The 19072-nt window shown below is 56.1% G+C and carries 12 protein-coding genes; 2 read left to right on the forward strand and 10 right to left on the reverse strand.

All coding sequences use genetic code 11. The features are described from left to right. Nucleotides 1–7: 7 nt before the first annotated feature. Nucleotides 8–1042 carry a class 1 fructose-bisphosphatase gene (fbp, locus tag LA321_RS17390; RefSeq protein ID WP_042069570.1) on the reverse strand — a complete coding sequence of 345 codons (1035 nt, stop codon included), beginning with the start codon at nt 1040–1042 and terminating at the stop codon, nt 8–10. 385 nt (nt 1043–1427) lie between these two features. Between fbp and LA321_RS17395 the strand changes: the two genes are divergently transcribed. Further along, nucleotides 1428–3053, forward strand: a complete 1626-nt coding sequence (locus LA321_RS17395; protein WP_042069571.1) for a peptide ABC transporter substrate-binding protein — start codon at nt 1428–1430, stop codon at nt 3051–3053. A 69-nt stretch (nt 3054–3122) separates the two neighbouring features. On the opposite strand, the gene LA321_RS17400 is transcribed toward LA321_RS17395, so the two are convergent. From LA321_RS17400 to sixA, 3 genes are all read right to left on the reverse strand, one after another. Then, nucleotides 3123–4043, reverse strand: a complete 921-nt coding sequence (locus tag LA321_RS17400) for a DMT family transporter (protein WP_042069572.1) — start codon at nt 4041–4043, stop codon at nt 3123–3125. A gap of 140 nt (nt 4044–4183) precedes the next feature. Next, nucleotides 4184–4390, reverse strand: a complete 207-nt coding sequence (locus LA321_RS17405; RefSeq protein ID WP_026457339.1) for a DUF1107 domain-containing protein — start codon at nt 4388–4390, stop codon at nt 4184–4186. Nucleotides 4391–4523: 133 nt separating this feature from the next. Continuing rightward, on the reverse strand, nt 4524–4991 hold the full coding sequence (gene sixA, locus LA321_RS17410) for a phosphohistidine phosphatase SixA (protein WP_042069574.1): 468 nt from the start codon (nt 4989–4991) through the stop codon (nt 4524–4526). Between the two features lie 161 nt (nt 4992–5152). Between sixA and LA321_RS17415 the strand changes: the two genes are divergently transcribed. Next, nucleotides 5153–7927, forward strand: a complete 2775-nt coding sequence (locus LA321_RS17415) for an insulinase family protein (RefSeq protein WP_042069576.1) — start codon at nt 5153–5155, stop codon at nt 7925–7927. Between the two features lie 308 nt (nt 7928–8235). Here LA321_RS17415 and LA321_RS17420 read toward each other — a convergent pair whose 3' ends face one another. The 6 genes from LA321_RS17420 to guaB form a co-directional block, all read right to left on the reverse strand. Further along, nucleotides 8236–8883, reverse strand: a complete 648-nt coding sequence (locus tag LA321_RS17420) for a thiopurine S-methyltransferase (protein WP_042069577.1) — start codon at nt 8881–8883, stop codon at nt 8236–8238. 252 nt (nt 8884–9135) lie between these two features. Next, nucleotides 9136–10464: a leucine-rich repeat-containing protein kinase family protein gene (locus LA321_RS17425; RefSeq protein ID WP_042069578.1), complete on the reverse strand. Its 1329-nt coding sequence runs from the start codon at nt 10462–10464 to the stop codon at nt 9136–9138. 301 nt (nt 10465–10765) lie between these two features. Beyond that, complete coding sequence (locus LA321_RS17430; protein ID WP_042069579.1) at nt 10766–14611, reverse strand: hypothetical protein; 3846 nt, start codon at nt 14609–14611, stop codon at nt 10766–10768. 299 nt (nt 14612–14910) lie between these two features. Continuing rightward, a complete protein-coding gene (locus LA321_RS17435; protein ID WP_042069580.1) occupies nt 14911–15183 on the reverse strand; it encodes a hypothetical protein in 273 nt (90 codons plus the stop codon). A 380-nt stretch (nt 15184–15563) separates the two neighbouring features. Beyond that, entirely contained in the window at nt 15564–17153 is a 1590-nt protein-coding gene (guaA, locus tag LA321_RS17440; RefSeq protein WP_042069581.1) for a glutamine-hydrolyzing GMP synthase, read from the reverse strand. A gap of 84 nt (nt 17154–17237) precedes the next feature. Beyond that, nucleotides 17238–18701, reverse strand: coding sequence for an IMP dehydrogenase (gene guaB, locus LA321_RS17445; RefSeq protein WP_042069583.1), 1464 nt, complete (start codon nt 18699–18701; stop codon nt 17238–17240). Between the last annotated feature and the right edge of the window lie 371 nt (nt 18702–19072).

The raw sequence follows: 19072 nt of genomic DNA on the forward strand, positions 1-19072 counted from the left end.
CCTCGCATCAGCCCTGATTGGCAGGATCCTCGTGGGCGGAAAACTCCCGCATGAAGGCCTCTGCCCGCTCAACCATCTTGGTGGACCCGACGAAATAAGGGGTGCGCTGGTGCAGCTCGGTAGGTTTGATGTCCATGATCCGGCCAAAACCGTCGGAGGCCTTGCCGCCGGCCTGCTCCACCAGAAACGCCATGGGGTTGCACTCATAGAGCAGGCGCAGCTTGCCGTTCGGGGAGTTGGTGCCGGACGGATAGATGTAGATGCCGCCCTTGAGCAGGTTGCGATGAAAATCGGAAACCAGGGAACCGATATAGCGGGAGGTGTAGGGTCTGTGGGTCGCTTCGTCCCGCTCCTGGCAATATTTCAGGTACTTCTTCACCCCGTCCGGGAACTTGATGTAGTTGCCCTCGTTGATGGAGTAGATCTTGCCTTCCTGCGGAATGCGAATGTTCTCGTGGGAGAGGCAGAAGCAACCGATGGAGGGATCATAGGTAAAGCCGTTGACGCCAAAGCCGGTGGTGTAGACCAGCATGGTGGAAGAGCCATAGACCACGTAACCGGCGGCGACCTGACGGTTGCCCGGCTGCAGGAAATCTTCCAGGGTCACCGGGCCGCCCTGCGGGCTGACACGACGGTAGATGGAGAAGATGGTCCCGACCGAGACGTTGACATCGATGTTGGAAGAGCCGTCGAGCGGGTCAATCAGCACCACATATTTGGAGTTCTTGGAGAGCGGCGAATCGAAGGCGACGAAGTCCTCTTCTTCTTCCGACGCCATGCCGCACACCTCGCCACGGGCTTCGAGGGCAGCCTTGAAGCGCTCGTTGGCATACACGTCCAGCTTCTGCTGCACCTCGCCCTGCACGTTCTCGGAACCCACGGAGCCGATGATATCCGCCAGCCCCGCCTTGTTGATCTCCCGGTTCACCACCTTGGCCGCCAGGCGGATGGAGCTGAGCAATGACGTCAGCTCGCCGGTTGCGGTTGGGTAATCCGCCTGCTTTTTGACGATGAACTCGCCCATGGTGATCATGTTTCGCATTGTTGGTCCTTTAAGGTCGTTCCCGTTGGCGTTGAAAACGTTTGCAAAGATCGAAAAAAAAAGAAGCCGATCCTCGGCCGTGTTGTTTTGTAACCTAATGTAACGTCTGTTTTTTGTTTTTGCAGCGAATTAAGCGGGCTATTAAAACGCCAGCACTTGACAGAAAGTGGTGTCGCGAGTGCGAAAAAGCCAGGTCAACTGACCAATTTCGGCCTCTTAATTCGTGATAGAAAACCGTCAGTGTGCGTGCCACAGGCGCGATAAAGCAGGGCTCTTTTGACTCACTCCCATCATGACGGCCCCGTATCGGCCTGCCTCTTGAGATCCCGCCTTCAATCCCGCACACTGGCTGCGCTTTGGAAGCAAAAAAACATAAGGATATTCAATGAAAAGGACTCTCATTGCCGGCATGGTTGCCGGTTTGTTCACCCTGGCGGCCCAGCCTGTGCTGGCTGCACACGTCTCGGCCGGCACCAAACTGCTGCCCGATGCTCAGCAGATCTACGTGACCAATATCGGCACCGAACCCACCACTATAGACCCCCAACTGGTGGAAGAGAGTGCGGGCAGTGCCATCGTCAACGATCTGTTCGAGGGGCTCTACACCCTTGATGACAAAGGCAAGCCCCAGCCTGCGGGCGCGCTCGGCTACGAGCTCGACAGCACGGGGACTGTCTACACCTTCCAGCTAAGGCCCGAGGCCAAGTGGTCCAACGGCGAGCCCGTCACCGCGGCCGACTACGTCTATGGTTGGCAACGGGCGGCGGATCCCAAGACCGCCTCCAACTACGCCTGGTTTATCGAGCTGACCGGTGTCACCAACGCCAGCGAAGTGATCCAGGGTAAGAAGACGCCGGACGCCCTGGGGATCAAGGCCCTGGATCCCCATACCCTGCAAATTACCCTGAAGAATCCGGTCCCCTTCTTCCTGAAGACCCTCTCCCACTACACCACCTTCCCGGCTCCCAGGGCCACCATCGACAAATATGGCAAGGAGTGGGTCAAACCTAACAATATCGTCTCCAACGGCGCCTTCGTGCTCAAGGAGTGGACCCCCAACGAGCGCCTGACCGCCGAGCGCAATCCCCACTACTGGGATAACCAGCACACTGTCCTTAACAAGGTGATCTATCTGGAGATCGTCTCGGAGACCGCCGCCTACAACCGCTATCGCACCGGCGAGCTGCACTACACCACCTACCCGCTGGAGCAGTACAAGCACATCAAGAGCCAGAGCCCAGAGGAGCTGGTCAACGTCCCGATCCTCGCGACCTATTACTATGTGTTCAATACCCAGCGCAAACCGTTTGATAACCCCAAGGTGCGCAAGGCGCTGTCCCTTGCCATAGATCGGGAGACCATCACCGACAAGATCCTGGGTCAGGGCCAGCTGTCCGCTTTTAGCCTGACGCCCCCCATTGTCGATGGCTTCGAGCTGAAAAAACCGGCCAGCGAGCTGATGAGCAAGGAAGAGCGGATCAAGCAGGCCAAGACACTGCTGACCGAAGCGGGTTATGGACCGGACAAACCGCTGGAGGTGGATATCCTCTACAACACCAACGAGGGCCACAAAAAGATTGCCCTGGCCATCTCCTCCATGTGGAAACACAACCTGGGGGTCACGGCCAAGCTCAACAACATGGAGTGGAAGACCATGGTGTCGGTGCTCAATGAGGGGGATTTCGGGGTCAGCCGCTATTCGTGGAACGGGGATTACAACGATGCCTCAACCTTCCTCGACATCATGACGTCCAGCAGCAGTGCCAACAGCGGCAAGTGGGTCAACAAGGAGTATGACGCCCTGCTGGCCAAGGCGCACGACTCCCAGGATGGCGCAGAGCGTAACCGTCTCTATCAGCAGGCAGAAGCCCTGATCGAGGCAGAGGCCCCCTTGGCGCCCGTCTACTTCTACGTCAAATCCAGGCTGCTCAAGCCGTTCGTCAAGGGCTACCCCTACCAGAACCCGCAAGATATCGTCTACAGCAAGGATATCTACCTGGTAGCCCAGTAATCTCTCTTCTGACAAAAACGCCTGCAGCTGTGCAGGCGTTCCTTTTTTAGTCTGTGTTTGCCCTGACGATCAATCTTCCTGACAGGCCGCCATAGCCAGCGGAGCACGTCGCCTCAACACCACGGGTTTGAGCAACAATTGCGCCAGCAAGACACCGAGCAGGGTGAGACCTCCGCCGATCAGGTGATAACTGGTCAGGCGTTCCCCCAGCAGAGTGATGGCAAGCCCCGCGGTCATCACGGGCAACAGGTTCATGAAGATGGCGGTACGGCTAGCCCCCAGCAGGGAGATCCCCTGCATCCAGAGCCAGGGCGAGAGTGCCGAAGTGGGGATACCGGCATAGAGAATGAGCCACAGGGCCTGACTGTCCGGCCACTGGCCATCCACCAGCAGATAGAAAGGCGTCAGGAGCGCCACGCTGCAGAGCACCTGGCCGTAAAGCATGGACCAATTGTCGAGCCCCAGATCCCACTTCTTCAGCAGCACGCTGTAAAGGGCATAAGTGCCCGCCGAGAGCAGCATATAGAGGGAGCCGATATGGATGCCCTGGGTAAACAGCCGGGCAGGATCCCCGTGTCCCAGCAGGATCGCCAAGCCCAGGAGGGAGAGCACTCCCCCCAGCACCGCGCCCCAGGTTGGACGCTCGCGCAGCAGCCAGATGCTGAGCAATACGGTGAGCAAGGGGGTCAATCCCATCATCAGGCCGATCTCGGTGGCCCCCAGGGTCTGCGCTGCGTAGTAGCCGAAGGTCTGGTTGAGCACCATGCCAAGCAGAGCCAACGTCGCCAGTTGCAACCAACCGGCGCGCAGGCGGTCCCGGACACGCCACACCCGACGCGCCAGAAAAGGCGTCAAAATGCAGGCGGCCACCACCCAGCGGGACCAGGCAAGTGCAGCCGGCGAGAGCACGCCAACCGCCAGTTTGCTGACAATGCCATTGCCAGCCCAGATGGCAATGCAGGAGAACGGAAATACAAAGGCAAGGGGCATCACAATATCCAGAAATGGCAGGATGGAGATGATAAGTCGGGTGTGGAGTATAGAGTGCGACAAGGGATAAGCAAGGCCCGAAAACGAACATGCCCGCAGGAGTGCGGGCATGGGATCACAGAAACCTATTCAGAAGCGGGTCACGCCGCATCCATGTGAAGTCTGGAGATGAGCTCGTTGACTTCAGTCACCGTCTGGCGATGGGGAATGTCAGCCTGGCTCGGCATCAATAACAACCCCGACTGGAAATCAAACCGCCCCCGACCATGGATGTAAATCCGACCTTTAAAGAAGGTTTTGACGTGCTTTGCCACCATCAGTGGCAGGTACTTCTTGAACACTCTCATCGTTTGCAACCTCTTGCAGTTGTATCCGTATGACAGCAGCTTCTGCGAAATAATTCCGTTAACTAACTATAAAAATCCGGAAAAATCGCTTCTCTCTTCCCTAAAAATTCATTCGTTAATTATTTGTTAACTTTTAGCGTATTGTATGCGGCCCTTCGAGCCAGAGCAAGTTTCCTTTGCCCTCGCGCCATTCGATACAGGCAATGCCCGAGGTGGCAAACATGGGCGCCCCCGCAGCCGGAGAGAGACTCTGCACCAGATACCCCACCAGCGGCAGGTGGCTGACCAGCAAGATCTGCTCATGCTGTTCGGCCAGCGCGGTCAGGTAGCTGGCGACGAAAGCGGGATCCCCGTAGGGGGTGATATCGCCACTCTCTTCCACCACCTTGGCGTCTGGTAATTCACTGCATATGGTCTGCCAAGTTTGACGAGCACGCAGGTAGTTGCTGTGGATCACCCGATCGAACGGACCGGCCAGCTGAGGCGACAACCAACGAGCCATCTGAAGTGACTCTTCGATCCCCTGCTCGGTCAATGGACGCTGTTCATCTGTTTTCGCATTCATGCCAGCCTGGCCATGACGCATGATATAGATCTTCATTACTACCTCGCCCAACGGGCCTGTTTTAATAGCCGGAGGATCTTACCCCGCCGTGCCGGGGGAAACAATTGCGCGACCTCTCAGAAAAGGGTTTGCCTGACGGGATAGCGAGGTCGATAATCATGTTTAAATTCAAATAAATCCTACAAGAGTCGACCCTAATGAGCCCATATGCCAGTCCCAACGACCACCGGCAATACCACTATCTGGAGCTGGAAAACCGGCTCAGGGTCTTGTTGATTTGCGATCCCGAAACCGACAAATCGGCAGCATCGCTGGCGGTCAACACCGGTCATTTTGACGATCCGGTGGACCGGCAGGGGATGGCTCACTTCCTCGAACACATGCTGTTCCTTGGTACCTGCACCTACCCAAGACCCGGTGAGTACCAGCAGTTCATGAGCCGTCACGGCGGCAGCAACAACGCCTGGACCGGCACCGAATTCACCAACTTCTTCTTCGAGATCGACAACGGTTTCTTTGAAGCGGGGCTGGATCGCTTCTCCCAGTTTTTCATCTGCCCCACTTTCGATCCCGAGTGGGTGGACAAGGAGCGCAACGCGGTCGACTCCGAATACCGGCTCAAGCTGCAAGACGATATCAGGCGCAGCTATCAGGTGCACAAGGAGACAGTCAACCAGGCACACCCCTTCTCCAAATTTTCGGTGGGCAACCTGGATACCCTGGCCGACCTGCCCGGTCGGGATCTGCGATCCGACCTTATCCAGTTCTACGAAAGCCATTACAGTGCAGATCGCATGGCCCTGGTCATGATGTCGCCCGAATCCATCGACACCCAGCTGGCCTGGTGCCGTCGCTATTTCGCTCCCATTTTGAATCGCAATCTGGGAACACCGACTCTGGAGGCTCCCCTCTACCGACTCGACGATCTGGGGATCCGCATCCGCATCAAGCCGGTCAAGGAGACGCGCAAACTGGCGCTCACCTTCCCTTTGCCCAATGTGGACGAGTTCTACGACAAAAAGCCCCTCACCTTCCTGAGCCACCTCATCGGTTATGAGGGGGATGGCAGCCTGCTCTCTCTGCTCAAGGGCAAGGGCTGGGTCAATCAGCTCTCCGCCGGCGGTGGCATCAGTGGCGCCAACTTCAAGGATTTCGGGGTCAACTTCGGCCTGACGCCTCTCGGGCTGGCCCATGTAGACGAGATAGTCGCCGCCCTGTTTGGCTACCTCAAGCTGATCGCACGGGAGGGGCTGGAGGCCTGGCGTTACGACGAGAAGCGCACAGTGCTCGAATCGGCGTTTCGCTTTCAGGAGCGAGGCCGGGCGCTCGATACCGTCTCCGGGCTGGTGTTGAACCTGTTCAGTTATGCCCCGGAGGATCTGCTCTACGGCGATTACATGATGCGCGAGTATGACGAGGGGCTGATCCGCCGTCTGCTGGCCAAACTCACCCCCCACAATCTGCGCATCACCATCACGGCGCCGGAGCAGTCCACCGATCGGCTGGCCCGCTGGTACCAGACCCCTTACAGCGTCGCCACCATTACAGAATCAGAAAAAGTGCACTGGCAGCAGAGCGAGCCGGATCCGGCCCTCGCCCTGCCCAAACCGAACCCCTTTATCACAGAGCGGCTCGATCCCCGCACACCCGAGCTTGCCGCCGACATGCCGGCCTGCCTCATCGATCGGCCGGGTTTTCGCCTCTGGCACCTGCATGAGCACCAGTTCAGCGTGCCCAAGGGCAACATCTATATCTCCATCGACAGCGAACATGCGGTGAAAAACCCGCGCAACATCGCCATGGCGCGCCTCGCGGTAGAGCTGCTCACGGATCACCTCAACGCACTCACCTACCCGGCGGAGCTGGCGGGGCTCGGTTATCAGATTTATGCCCATCAGGGGGGCTTTACCATCAACCTGAGCGGCTTTGCCGACAAGCAGCCCCTGTTGCTCGACATGATCCTCGGCAATCGCACCCTGGGGTACCCAGATCCGCGCCGCTTTGCCGAGATAAAAGAGCAGCTCATCCGCAACTGGGAGAACCAGTCCAAGGCGCGCCCCATCTCCCAGCTATTCAACCAGCTCACCAGCTTGCTGCAGCCCAACAACCCGCCGTTCGAGCAGCTGCTGCGCCATCTGCGCACGGTAGAGCTCACCGAGATGCCGGATTTCGTGGCCCGGCTGTTTGGCGAAGTCCATGTGGAGACCCTGGTACACGGTGACTGGACCGCGACCGAAGCCTTGGCGCTGGCGGCCCTGCTGGAGCGCCACCTGGCGCCCCACAGCCAGCCCGGCAGCGAGACCCGCCGCCCGCTTATCTCCATCCAGGACAGGGGCACCCTCATTCGCGAGCAGGGGTGCGAACACGAAGACTCGGCGCTGCTGGTTTACTACCAGTCCCGCACCACCCGGGCGCAGGATCTCGCCTGCTTTACCCTGGCCAACCACATCATGTCCTCCACCTTCTTCCATGAGCTGCGCACTCGCCAGCAACTGGGCTATGTGGTGGGCGCCGGCAACCTGCCTCTCAACCGTCATCCCGGCCTCATCTTCTATATCCAGTCGCCGGTGGCGGGGCCGCAGATCCTGCTCGATGCGGTGGAGGAGTTTATCGATCTCTTCCCGCTCGCCATGCTCGAACTCACCGAGCAGCAGTGGCAGGACAGCAAGGCGGGGCTGCAGGCCCAACTCAGCGAGCGAGATGCGAATCTGCGCAGTCGCGGCCAGCGGCTCTGGGTCAGCATCGGCAACAAGGATCTCGGCTTTGATCAGCGGGAGCGGGTCTGTCAGGAGGTGGGAAGGTTAAGCCGCGCCGATCTGGTGCGCTTTATCACCCAGTTGCGCTCTCGTACCTCAGATCGACTGATCCTCTGCAGCTATGGCCAGGGGCACGAACATGACGAGCGCATCACGGGCCAGTTCATCGACGACCCCAAGGCATTTCGCCTCAACGCCGCCACCTTCGAGGCCTGAGCAGGCTTCTTTCCCCACCTGCAGACAATATCGCGGGCAATAAAAAGCCGACCCATCAGGGTCGGCTGGAAAGACCATAACAATTGCGACCAAAGCCGCCAAAAGTGAACATGAGCGTGAAAATCAGACACTGAGTTGATGGTCGGCAAGCGGGATCAACCTCGGCTCGCCTTGCAATGCCAACAGTGATTGAGAAACAGCCTCATATTAGGCACTCCCCCTCATGCTCACGTTGATCTACGTCAAAGGAGGTATCAAAGAGTCCAACTCCGTCTCCCTTGTTGGCACACATCCCCTCTTTTTTACCCTCAATCGCGACGGATCAACCGGTAAGCCACCTCATCGAAGTAAGAGAGCTGGCCACTGAGCACCCGCGGGTGATCCGGCTCGGCGGCCCGCCCCAGCACCTCCACCCTGAATTCCCGCTCAAAGAGGGAGCGCACTTCCAGCTCCCCCACCGAGAAGGGTGGCTGCACCTGCTGCTCGGGTTGATACTCCAGGGTTACCAGCAGGATCTGGCCCCCCGCCTCCACCAGTCGGCTCATCAGGGCCGCATATTGACGGCGCATGGCCGTCGGCAGGGCGATCAGCGCCGCCCTGTCATAGACCAGCCGATAACGGCGACCGAGCTCCGGAGCGGCAAAAAAATCCCCCTGATAGATGCGCAGGTTATCGTGCTGATGGCACTGATAGGGCCCCACCTCACTCACCGTTTCGGCGAGCCCGTTTTCGCTGAAAAACTGGCCGATGGCGAGCTCCGAGAGTTCGAAACCATCGACCGGGTGCCCCTGCCCCTTGAGCCAGAGCATGTCGCGGGACTTGCCGCACAAAGGAACCAGCACGGGTTCATCCGGTTGCTGGGCCGACCACCAGGATTGCAGCCAGCGGTTGAAATCTGCCTGATGAAAGCCAATCCGGTTCTCTTCCCAACGTTGATGCCAAAACGCAGCTTCCATCGTCATTACCCTTGTTACTTAAAGATGCTTCAATATCACAACTTAACCGGCGCGGTGCAAGCCCGGGCACGGTTGCCCGCCCCCTTTTTGCCTGATAACCGGCCGCCAAACAAAAAGAGGCAACAAGGCCTCTTTTTCAACGTTTTCATGATGTTTGGCGGCGCCGGAATACAAACCCGGGAGAAGATGACAAACACAGCGCCTGGGGCGATATTCCCGTCGGCGCAGCGCTTATTCTCTCGCCTTTTCCCGTTAGAGCTCGACCTCATCCAGCACGGTGCAGATGTGGGCAAAATCCGGCCTGGTCTCGGGCAGCTCTGCCAGACAGGCAGCCTTGAGGCGATGCAGGGAGGCGAGCCCCGCCTCATCGGCTTCACAACGTGCGAGCAGCTCTTCAAGCAGGCAACCAAAGGCCCGCACCTCGAGCCGCTCCAGCCCGAAGGCCCGCGTCTGATCGGCACGCTCATAAAAAGAGGCCGCGCCAAAATCGGAGAGCAACACCCGCACCTCCTCCTCACATGGCCCTGTGGCATAAAGCATATTGTGGCCATAGAGGTCCCCGTGCATGATGCCGGCGCCGTGCAGATGGCGCGCCACCGAGGCTATCCCCCGCACCAGTGCCATCATCCCGGGCAAGGTAAAGCGCAAGTCGGCGGCATAGATATCGCGAGTACAGGATTCCAGGCTCGGCGGCCCCGCCAGATTGGTAAACGCGGGATCTATCAGCCCCATCACCAGCGCCGGAATGCCGGAGGGGTGATCCGCCACCCGCCCCACTACCTCGACCAGGTTGGGATGATTGCCCGCCGCCAGGGATGCCGTCATCTCACAGCGCGGCAAACCATCGCTGGTCACGGCCCCCTTGAAGAGCTTGACCGCCACCGCCTGACGCTCGCCCCCGTTCCAGCTCGCACCATGGATGACGCCGGAGGCCCCCTGCCCTAACGGCTCACCCAGCGCCAGCTCATGCCAGCGGATATCTGCCACCTGCGCACTCGCCGCCATGCGCGACTCCAGCGCATCGCTAAAGGGGTTGCCGGAATAGGCGAGCCAGGTGAGGCGCGGCAGCGACAGCAGCCATTCGGGAAACGCCTCGAGCCGGTTGGCTGCGATACGCAGCAGCTCCAGACGGCGGCAGTTGGCAAGGGTCTCGGGGAGCGCAGTAAGGCGATTGCCCGCCAGCATCAGCTTTTGCAGGCCGTCGCACTGGCCCAGCTCATCGGGCAGGCTTTCAATTGCGTTGTCGGTCAGGATCAGCCAGCGCAAACTCGCCGGCAGCGATTTGGCCGACACGCGAGCAATCCGGTTGGCCTTAAAACCCACCATGGTGAGCGCCGGACAGCGTCCCAACACCTCGGGCAGTTCGGTAAAGCGGTTCTCGGAGCAGAAGATAATGCGCAGTTTGCCAAACCCGGCCAGCTCGTTCGGAAGTGTGCTTAGCTGGTTGCCGGTCAGATCCAGCACCTCCAGCGTCTCTTTCAGGCTCAGGATCTCGGGTGGGAAAACCGCCAGGTTTTCAGAAAGCTTCAGATGGCGGGCACCGCGCAGTTCACCCGCGCGCAGCTGTTCCAGAGTATGCATAACCGTTTCTCAATCCTGGTGATCTGTCTGATGGCGCAACGCGGCCATCAGAGCGCGCCGGACTTGCGTCCAGCGGTTTTAAAGGGGGGCATTATAAAGAAATCGGGGCGCAGATCGCCCCTTTTGTTGCTTTGCCGAGGCATGGCGCTCAGCAACGCCACCCCAGCGGATTAACGAAACAGGTAGGATGCAATAAACGCTGTGCATTGCACCGTTTTCAGAGCGGCTTTTGTGCAAGGAATGAGGAACAAAAGTAGAGGTGCAATTTCATTGCACCCTACGGACTTGAAACAGACGGTTTTTATTCAAACCGCTGCTCGTGTTCCATATCCTCCCGCTGCTCTCGTTCTTTTTGGCGCTCGATTAGCTGAACCAAGTTTGCAGAGACTGTTTGAGCCGCAGTCGAAATATCTGCTCTTTCATGTTCAACCAACTTACGAATTACCTTCGCTCTGGACTGCATTACTTCGACTCGACTGCCAGACCAAGAGGAAGGAGTGACACGCTCGGCGAATATTTCCAGAACAATAGCTGGCTCAGGAGATGACTCAAGCAGCCTGAGAGCTAGCTCTGACATCTCAAGTTCTTCAATCTCTTCATTCTTCTTCCACAAATTAATACCAGCAGCCACAGACTCCCATACATTTATATTGTCTCTAGCTCGGCACCACTCTATCAATACATCCATATCGATCTTGGAGAGAGGAGACTGTAGCAATCCTCTATGGCGGATAAAAAACAACCGCCTACGCTGTTGTTCTTCCGTACCCTCCAAAATACGATTGAGAAATGCTTCTGGCATCAATCCCGCTGTTGTATTAATGGCACGGTTGAAAGCATGAATGTAGCCATGGTGCTTCTCAACAACAGCAAAGATCGTGTCCAACCACTCCAGCTTTTCAGCCTCATTACCATCAAAACGCAGTGCAGCCTGAATAACTAGATCCATACGATAATCAAAAGACCCACTATAGTTATGGTCTTTTCTTGTAATAATCTGGATTGCAGCCCTTAGACCTATCCGCCGAAGATCAGTTCCGAGAACATCCCTATCACGTTCTTTATCACGTAATCTAATGCTTAGAGCATGCACAACAACATCATCACCGTTAGGTTTACTTAGAAGCTGTAGAGCAAGATCAAGAACGCGCTCTCTGGGCAAATGAGCATACTTATCCTGCCAAAGGATTGGCCCATACATGCTGAGAGGAATATCAAAATCATCCAGAAGTACCATACAACGGTTTAGATCAGTTTCTGTGAACTTCCGCTGAGAATGTAGACCCACCAACACGCGTCTAAGATCAGGATGTTGGGCACAATACTCAAGCATCTCCTCAGCTAGCGACGGATTGATAGATTCAACCTCTCCGATGAAACCGCCAAAGACAGCAAAATCCCTGCAAGTTTCAGGCTGCTTTTCGAGTTGCTCAACAAGTTTCAACCAACCAGCTTGTAAGTCATGGGCTCCTCTCGCCAACCCTCTCCCGAATGAAATGCGGTATGGCAGCCAATCGTTGGAAAACAGCTTAGGACATAGCTCATTTAGCCCATATTCAGATGCAGCAAACGCCTCACCCAGCCTAAATGCCCTTGCTTCAAGTTGATTCTCAGATTCTTGAAATACATCGGTGTCACTATATTCAAAATCAGTTTCTTGCACACAAGAATCAAGTTCCGGACTTAGTACATAAATCATGATATTTGGAACCAAACCTTGGGGCCTCAGCGCCCTCTCCAATGCAGCAAGATTGTCTGGTAGAGGTTCGACATCACTCTCACCTTCTAGATTGATATGGTCAAAATAGATTGTTGAACGAATTGCAATCCAACCTTCCCCCCAAGGGTGATGAGCGTGTAACTTGTACGCAGCATCGACTAATACGATTCTCATCGCTTCTTCACCCCACATATCACGAAATGCATTTGCTAGGATATTCCGCGCAGAGCTTTCAAGATTTGGATCTCTGGAAGTGCCCAATTTGACTGCAATATCGATAAAATCTTGGCGCCACTCAGATAATTCATCCTGACTGGGGTTAAATCCATTGTCTCTTGGCCGAGCACCAAACTCATTCATTCCAAAGCAAGTCCAATGAGCCTCTAAGGCAGTCGAAAGCATCCTGAAACCCAACGCTCTACGTCGAGCAACGCCTGATGTAAGACATTCATTCATAATTGAAATACGTTGCGATAAGGAAGCATGCGTACCTGACAGATATGCTTGATAAAATTGTGTAATCTGATTTCTCACCGAGTTGTTATCGTTGTATTCCTCTTCATAGTCCGCTAATTGAATGAGAAGTCTGATACACCGCTCGAAGGCTTTCGATTCATATGCCAGTAACTGCAAAAGATTGATAATTGATGTTCGACGAGAATTATAACCTGGCATCATGCCTTCAAAATCAGAAGCAATAAGAACAGTTTCAATTCTGTCTAGCAATGCTTCTGGAGCAACCGGTGCGATATAATTCAGTATTCTGTCAGATATATCGCTTAATTCTGTTAACCGTCCCAACAACCCGTCAGGCTGAAGCCAACACTCAACAATTTCTTTCGCCACGGGATGATCGTGCAACAGCCCTAACCTGTGCGCGAAAGACATGAGTAAGCGTTGACGACCGGTGGCTTCAAAGGCCGCCCTGAGTTGATCAACTGGAATGCTATCAAGTGCCAATGCAGCCAGCCTATTGGCAACGGCATGAGGCAAAATGGCCCGCCAATGGGCCCTCTTTTGTACGATATGGCGATCTGACAACTTGCTTGTTGCTCGGAACAACTGGCTTACGGAATACCCCGAGATAGAGCCCAATACCTCCAGTTCGTTTTGCCCTTCCTCAGCCGTTGAGACCGAAAATGAATAGACTAGAGACAATATTTCAGCCTGCTCCCGTAGACCATTATCCGGATTGTTTCGCTGTTCGAACAAACGGTTAAATAACTGTGCATCTGAAAGCTGGGCCAGACTTTCACCTTCCTCAACTCTCTCAGCGATAGCTAGAGAAACCCGCGCATTACCATCAGCAAACTCTGCTATTCGGCGGGCGTTATTTCGACCGATATTGGGAAAACGACGTAGAACAAGCTGTTCGGCAACCTCAGGCCCTACCGCTTCAATCTGGATGACCTCTGTAGTCTGAGGCTTGTCATCTCTAATGTCATACTCAACGGTAATAAGGCTGATCGTACCTTTGGCCGCTACTTTACTGGCTAGAAGAGTGTGCAATTCAGAAGGACAATTATCGAGGATCATAATGGCCCGTCGTCCCTCAGCGATCAGTCTATCCAACATTGCTGTTGCAGAGGGTTCCGGGTTTTCACCGGTATCAACATAAACTGCGATAGTCCGATCGAGCGCATCTGTTCCGACTGATTCATCGAAAAGAGCCTGTACAATTCGGGTTTTTCCAACACCGGATAATCCCGTAATGCGAACAGCTTTATTGGTTGAGCGAATCAGCTCACGCATTGGCCCGATAGCATCCTGAATGGCTAGCTTTTGCCCTTTTCCTGATGGCAGAGTAATTGTCACCCCTGGTGCTGAAATCAAGGTATCTTCTGACCCCTGAGGTGGATTGCTCCATCCCCCATATGGCTGCCAACCAGAATATCCCTGACCAAGTATTTTTTTGGCCCAGAGCATGACTGACGGATGCTGCCGCAGCCATTGCACCAGTTTCGAGCGGTCGTAAAAATCCAAGTGAATATTGGATCGGTTAGGATCATCCGCTACCGCATACTGCATTGCTTGCAGGCGATCCTCTTTCATAAGAGGAGAGCAATCATCACTTAAGCTGATGATGATATAGCTACCTCCCTTTGCCGCTAACTCTGCGATAGCGCGTGATAATTTTCCTGCGGGGGCCATTTCCTTGCTGATTGCCGATTTCGGCATACCGTGTATTTTGGCCTGAAAGACCGTATCAGGTCTTTCAATAAAGCCCGTGATCATGTGCTCGACCGGCACTTGAACATGAACATCAATACCGCCATCGGGAGCATTTATCGAGCCAGACCAGTGTACATAGGCAGGGCTATGACCATGGGCTGCAATTTCCGCCTCGGCAAGGCGCGCTGTTAACTCTTCAAGCTGGGTATCAGAGAGTCGGAGTAAGTCGTCTTTCTCAATATCAAAAATCGCCACGATGCCCTCTGATGCTTCCGAGTTAGAAGGCCACTATGTTATTCACATATAAATCAATTATCTACTTGTACAGAAAATGGTGTGACCTATATCGGGAGGTGATTGCATTTCGAACAAAAAATATCTATCCACGTCAATAATCGTATGAGTTTCATTCCTCCACTGTTTCGTTGTCCGAACAAAATTGACATACAAACTCCAGCAACAAGAAAGACGCCCTAAAGCGTCTTTCTTATTTTCAGGGTTTAGAGCAAACAGGTTGGAGGCCATTCCCCTCCCCGCCTTGCCCCGCAACCTAATCAGATCGGGGTAATGGAGGTGATATGGGCCGACCCATCCAGAGACTGGAAGATCTGCACCACGGCTTCGCCGTGGATCGGTTTGGCAAGTGGCACTGTGCTCTTGCACTTGACGCGGTAGTTGGTGCCAGCCACCACCTGGGTGGAGACTTCAAAGGGTACGTACTGCACCCCGACAAATCCTTTCAGCGCCTGGTCAAATACCGCCTGATCCTCGGCGGTCAGCTTGTGATATGCGGTCCATCCACCCACCAACACTGCTTGTTCTGACATATCAAACTCTCCGTGCTCTATGGTCCCGACTCGTTTGGCTGTTCGGGCTGCGCCCCGTTGATTCAAGTGGTTTCCGGTCTCCACCGGGGTGTCATCACTGCCGGTTGGCGCGATGACGATAGGCAAATTTACGCAGCTATCTGCAACTGGCTCAGCCCTCCCCCTTGCCACAAGCCGCTGTTGACAGCGGGCTCAATTGGCATGAGAGAGCCTAGTGCGAGATGGCAAAAATGCCCCTGTCACATATGACAGGGGCAAGGTGGCTAAAAAGCTGCTCGAAAAAAGAAGATGTGTGCCGCAAACGATTGAGAAAAGAAAAGACGCCGCAAGGGCGTCTTTTTTTCATTTTTATGCTTGAAGGGCGCAAGGGCGTTAGCCGCTTATTCCCATTCGATGGTTGCGGGCGGCTTGCCGGAGACGTCGTACACCACGCGGGAGATACCGTTGATCTCGTTAATGATGCGATTCGACACGTGGCCGAGGAAGTCATACGGCAGATGGGCCCAGTGGGCGGTCATAAAGTCGATGGTCTCGACGGCGCGAAGCGCAATGACCCAGTCGTATTTGCGACCATCGCCCATCACGCCAACGGAGCGCACCGGCAGGAACACGGCGAATGCCTGGCTGACCTGGTTGTAGAGATCGGCCTTGCGCAGCTCTTCAATAAAGATGGCATCAGCCTTGCGCAGCAGATCGCAGTACTCTTTCTTCACTTCGCCAAGCACGCGCACACCCAGACCCGGGCCCGGGAACGGGTGACGGTAGAGCATGTCGTAGGGCAAACCCAGCTCGAGGCCAACGCGGCGCACTTCGTCTTTGAACAGTTCGCGCAGCGGCTCGACCAGACCCATCTTCATCTCTTCCGGCAGGCCGCCGACGTTGTGGTGGGACTTGATGACGTGGGCCTTGCCGGTCTTGCTGGCGGCAGATTCGATCACATCCGGATAGATGGTGCCTTGCGCCAGCCACTTGGCGTTTTTCAGCTTCTTGGCTTCATCGTCAAACACCTCGACGAAGACACGGCCGATGATCTTGCGCTTGGCTTCCGGCTCGTCAACACCGGCCAGGGCAGAGAGGAAGCGCTCTTCTGCTTCAACCTTGATGATGTTCAGACCAAAGTGATCGCCAAACATCTCCATCACCTGCTCGCCTTCATTCAGACGCAGCAGACCGTTGTCCACGAAGACGCAGGTCAGGCGATCGCCGATGGCGCGGTGCACCAGCATGGCAACCACAGAGGAGTCGACACCGCCGGAGAGGCCGAGGATCACTTCATCGTCACCCACCTGCTCGCGGATGCGGGCAACGGCGTCGTCGATGATGGTGGCCGGGGTCCAGAGGCATTCGCAGCCACAGATATCTTTGACGAAGTGCTCCAGCATGCGGGCACCCTGACGGGTGTGGGTCACTTCCGGGTGGAACTGCACGCCATAGAAGCGCTTGGCTTCGTTGGCCATGGCCGCGTGCGGGCAGGTCGGGGTCTGGGCGATGGTGGTGAAGTCGGCCGGAATGGTGGTGACCTTGTCACCGTGGCTCATCCAGACATCCAGCAGGGCATTGCCGTTGTCGGCGATGGCATCTTCGATGTTGCGCAAGAGCGCGCTGCTCTTGCCAGCTTCGCCCAGCACTTCCACCTTGGCGTAACCGAATTCACGCTCGGTGGAGGATTGCACCTTGCCACCCAGCTGCTCGGCCATGGTCTGCATGCCGTAGCAGATGCCGAACACAGGGACACCGGCGTTGAACACATACTCGGGGGCGCGCGGGCTGCCCGCTTCGGTGACGGACTCGGGGCCGCCGGAGAGGATGATGCCGCTCGGATTGAATTCGCGGATCTGCTCTTCGGTCACATCCCAGGCCCACAGTTCGCAGTAGACGCCGATTTCGCGCACACGGCGGGCGATCAGCTGGGTGTACTGGGAACCGAAGTCGAGGATAAGGATACGGTGCTGGTGAATGTCTTTAGTCATTTTATTCCTGCATCAGGCTGATGTTGTCACAAAGGGCACGGGATAAAAAAAGGGTGGAAAAACGGGGCGCAGGGCCCCGTTTTATCAGCCCATCCGATAGTTGGGGGCTTCTTTGGTAATGGTCACATCGTGGACGTGGGACTCTTTCATCCCGGCGCCGGAGATGCGCACGAACTCTGCCTTGGTGCGCATGTCGTCGATGGTGGCGCTGCCGGTCAGGCCCATGGAGGAGCGCAGGCCGCCCATCTGCTGGTGGATGATCTCTTTGAGGCGACCCTTGTACGGCACGCGACCTTCGATGCCTTCCGGCACCAGCTTGTCGGCGGCGTTGTCGGTCTGGAAGTAGCGGTCGCTGGAGCCCTTGGACATGGCGCCCAGAGAACCCATGCCACGGTAGGATTTGAAGGAGCGGCCCTGGTAGAGCTCGATCTCGCCCGGCGCCTCTTCGGTACCGGCGAACATGGAGCCCACCATGACGCAGCTGGCGCCGGCGGCGATGGCCTTAGCCACGTCACCGGAGAAGCGGATGCCGCCATCGGCAATCACCGGGATGCCGGTGCCTTCCAGCGCGTCGACGGCGTCGGAGATGGCGGTGATCTGGGGCACGCCCACACCGGTCACGATACGGGTAGTACAGATGGAGCCCGGGCCGATACCGACCTTGACGGCGTTGACGCCGGCAGCGGCCAGCGCCTTGGCGCCCGCGGCAGTAGCCACGTTGCCGCCGATGATCTGCAGATCAGGGTAGGCTTCACGGGTCGCCTTGATGCGATCCAGTACACCCTGGGAGTGGCCGTGGGAGGAGTCGATGAGCAGGACGTCGACACCGGCTTCCACCAGGGCGGCGACGCGCTCTTCGTTGCCGGCACCGGCGCCGACGGCGGCACCGACCCGCAGGCGACCCTTGTCGTCTTTACAGGCGTTGGGCTTGCGCTCGGCTTTCTGGAAGTCTTTGACGGTGATCATGCCCTTGAGTTTGAAATCGGCGTTGACCACCAGCACCTTCTCGATACGGTGCTTTTGCATCAGGGCAACCACCTCTTCGCGAGGGGCTCCTTCACGCACGGTCACCAGGCGCTCTTTCTGGGTCATGATCTGTTCGACGGTCAGGGAGAGATCGGTGACAAAACGCACGTCACGACCGGTGATGATGCCCACCAGCTGGTTGCCGTCAGTCACCACGGGGTAACCGGCGAAACCGTTCTTGTGGCTCAGCTCCTTGATCTGGGCAATGGTCATGTCGGGGCGCACGGTCACGGGGTCGGAGACCACACCGCTCTCGTATTTCTTGACCTTGCGTACTTCGGCAGCCTGCTGCTCGATGGACATGTTCTTGTGGATAAAGCCGATACCGCCTTCCTGGGCCAGTGCGATAGCCAAACGGGCTTCGGTCACTGTGTCCATGGCAGCGGAGATCATGGGAATGTTCAAGCTGATGGAAGAGGTCAGCTTGGTACGCAGATCGGCAGTATTGGGAAGAACTTCGGAGTGGGCGGGAACCAACAATACATCGTCGAAGGTTAACGCTTCTTTGGCAATCCTGAGCATGGCAATATCTCACCGTTAGGGAAGTGGGGGTGTAAAATATTGCCGACGAAGTTTACTCACGGATTGGTCACTGGTAAAGAAGTTTTTTGAATTTTTTATGGCGTAGCCCTCTTTTGGTACGCCAAGAGGCCAAAAAACCAAGATTATCACTCTGGAAATGACCATTCTGGGACAAAAGAGCGATCAGTTTGCTGTTTTATGCAAATTGCCATTGTTGCCCCTCCCCTCCTTCCCAACCTCAATGACACAACATCACTTCATTCAACGAGATGGCTCTCGTTAGGCAGTAAATAGGCGACGACGCTATATGACAATAAACATAATAATGATGGGTTTGATGGCCTTTAAGCCTCGTTGGACCAACATAAACA

The sequence above is a fragment of the Aeromonas enteropelogenes genome (assembly GCF_020097295.1).
Taxonomy (GTDB): domain Bacteria; phylum Pseudomonadota; class Gammaproteobacteria; order Enterobacterales; family Aeromonadaceae; genus Aeromonas; species Aeromonas enteropelogenes.

What these genes read in the sequence shown, in the direction of transcription:
- fbp (WP_042069570.1), bottom strand. Translation starts at nt 1,042, where the DNA reads ATGCGAAACATGATCACCATGGGCGAGTTCATCGTCAAAAAGCAGGCG.
- LA321_RS17395 (WP_042069571.1), top strand. Translation starts at nt 1,428, where the DNA reads ATGAAAAGGACTCTCATTGCCGGCATGGTTGCCGGTTTGTTCACCCTG.
- LA321_RS17400 (WP_042069572.1), bottom strand. Translation starts at nt 4,043, where the DNA reads ATGCCCCTTGCCTTTGTATTTCCGTTCTCCTGCATTGCCATCTGGGCT.
- LA321_RS17405 (WP_026457339.1), bottom strand. Translation starts at nt 4,390, where the DNA reads ATGAGAGTGTTCAAGAAGTACCTGCCACTGATGGTGGCAAAGCACGTC.
- sixA (WP_042069574.1), bottom strand. Translation starts at nt 4,991, where the DNA reads ATGAAGATCTATATCATGCGTCATGGCCAGGCTGGCATGAATGCGAAA.
- LA321_RS17415 (WP_042069576.1), top strand. Translation starts at nt 5,153, where the DNA reads ATGAGCCCATATGCCAGTCCCAACGACCACCGGCAATACCACTATCTG.
- LA321_RS17420 (WP_042069577.1), bottom strand. Translation starts at nt 8,883, where the DNA reads ATGGAAGCTGCGTTTTGGCATCAACGTTGGGAAGAGAACCGGATTGGC.
- LA321_RS17425 (WP_042069578.1), bottom strand. Translation starts at nt 10,464, where the DNA reads ATGCATACTCTGGAACAGCTGCGCGCGGGTGAACTGCGCGGTGCCCGC.
- LA321_RS17435 (WP_042069580.1), bottom strand. Translation starts at nt 15,183, where the DNA reads ATGTCAGAACAAGCAGTGTTGGTGGGTGGATGGACCGCATATCACAAG.
- guaA (WP_042069581.1), bottom strand. Translation starts at nt 17,153, where the DNA reads ATGACTAAAGACATTCACCAGCACCGTATCCTTATCCTCGACTTCGGT.
- guaB (WP_042069583.1), bottom strand. Translation starts at nt 18,701, where the DNA reads ATGCTCAGGATTGCCAAAGAAGCGTTAACCTTCGACGATGTATTGTTG.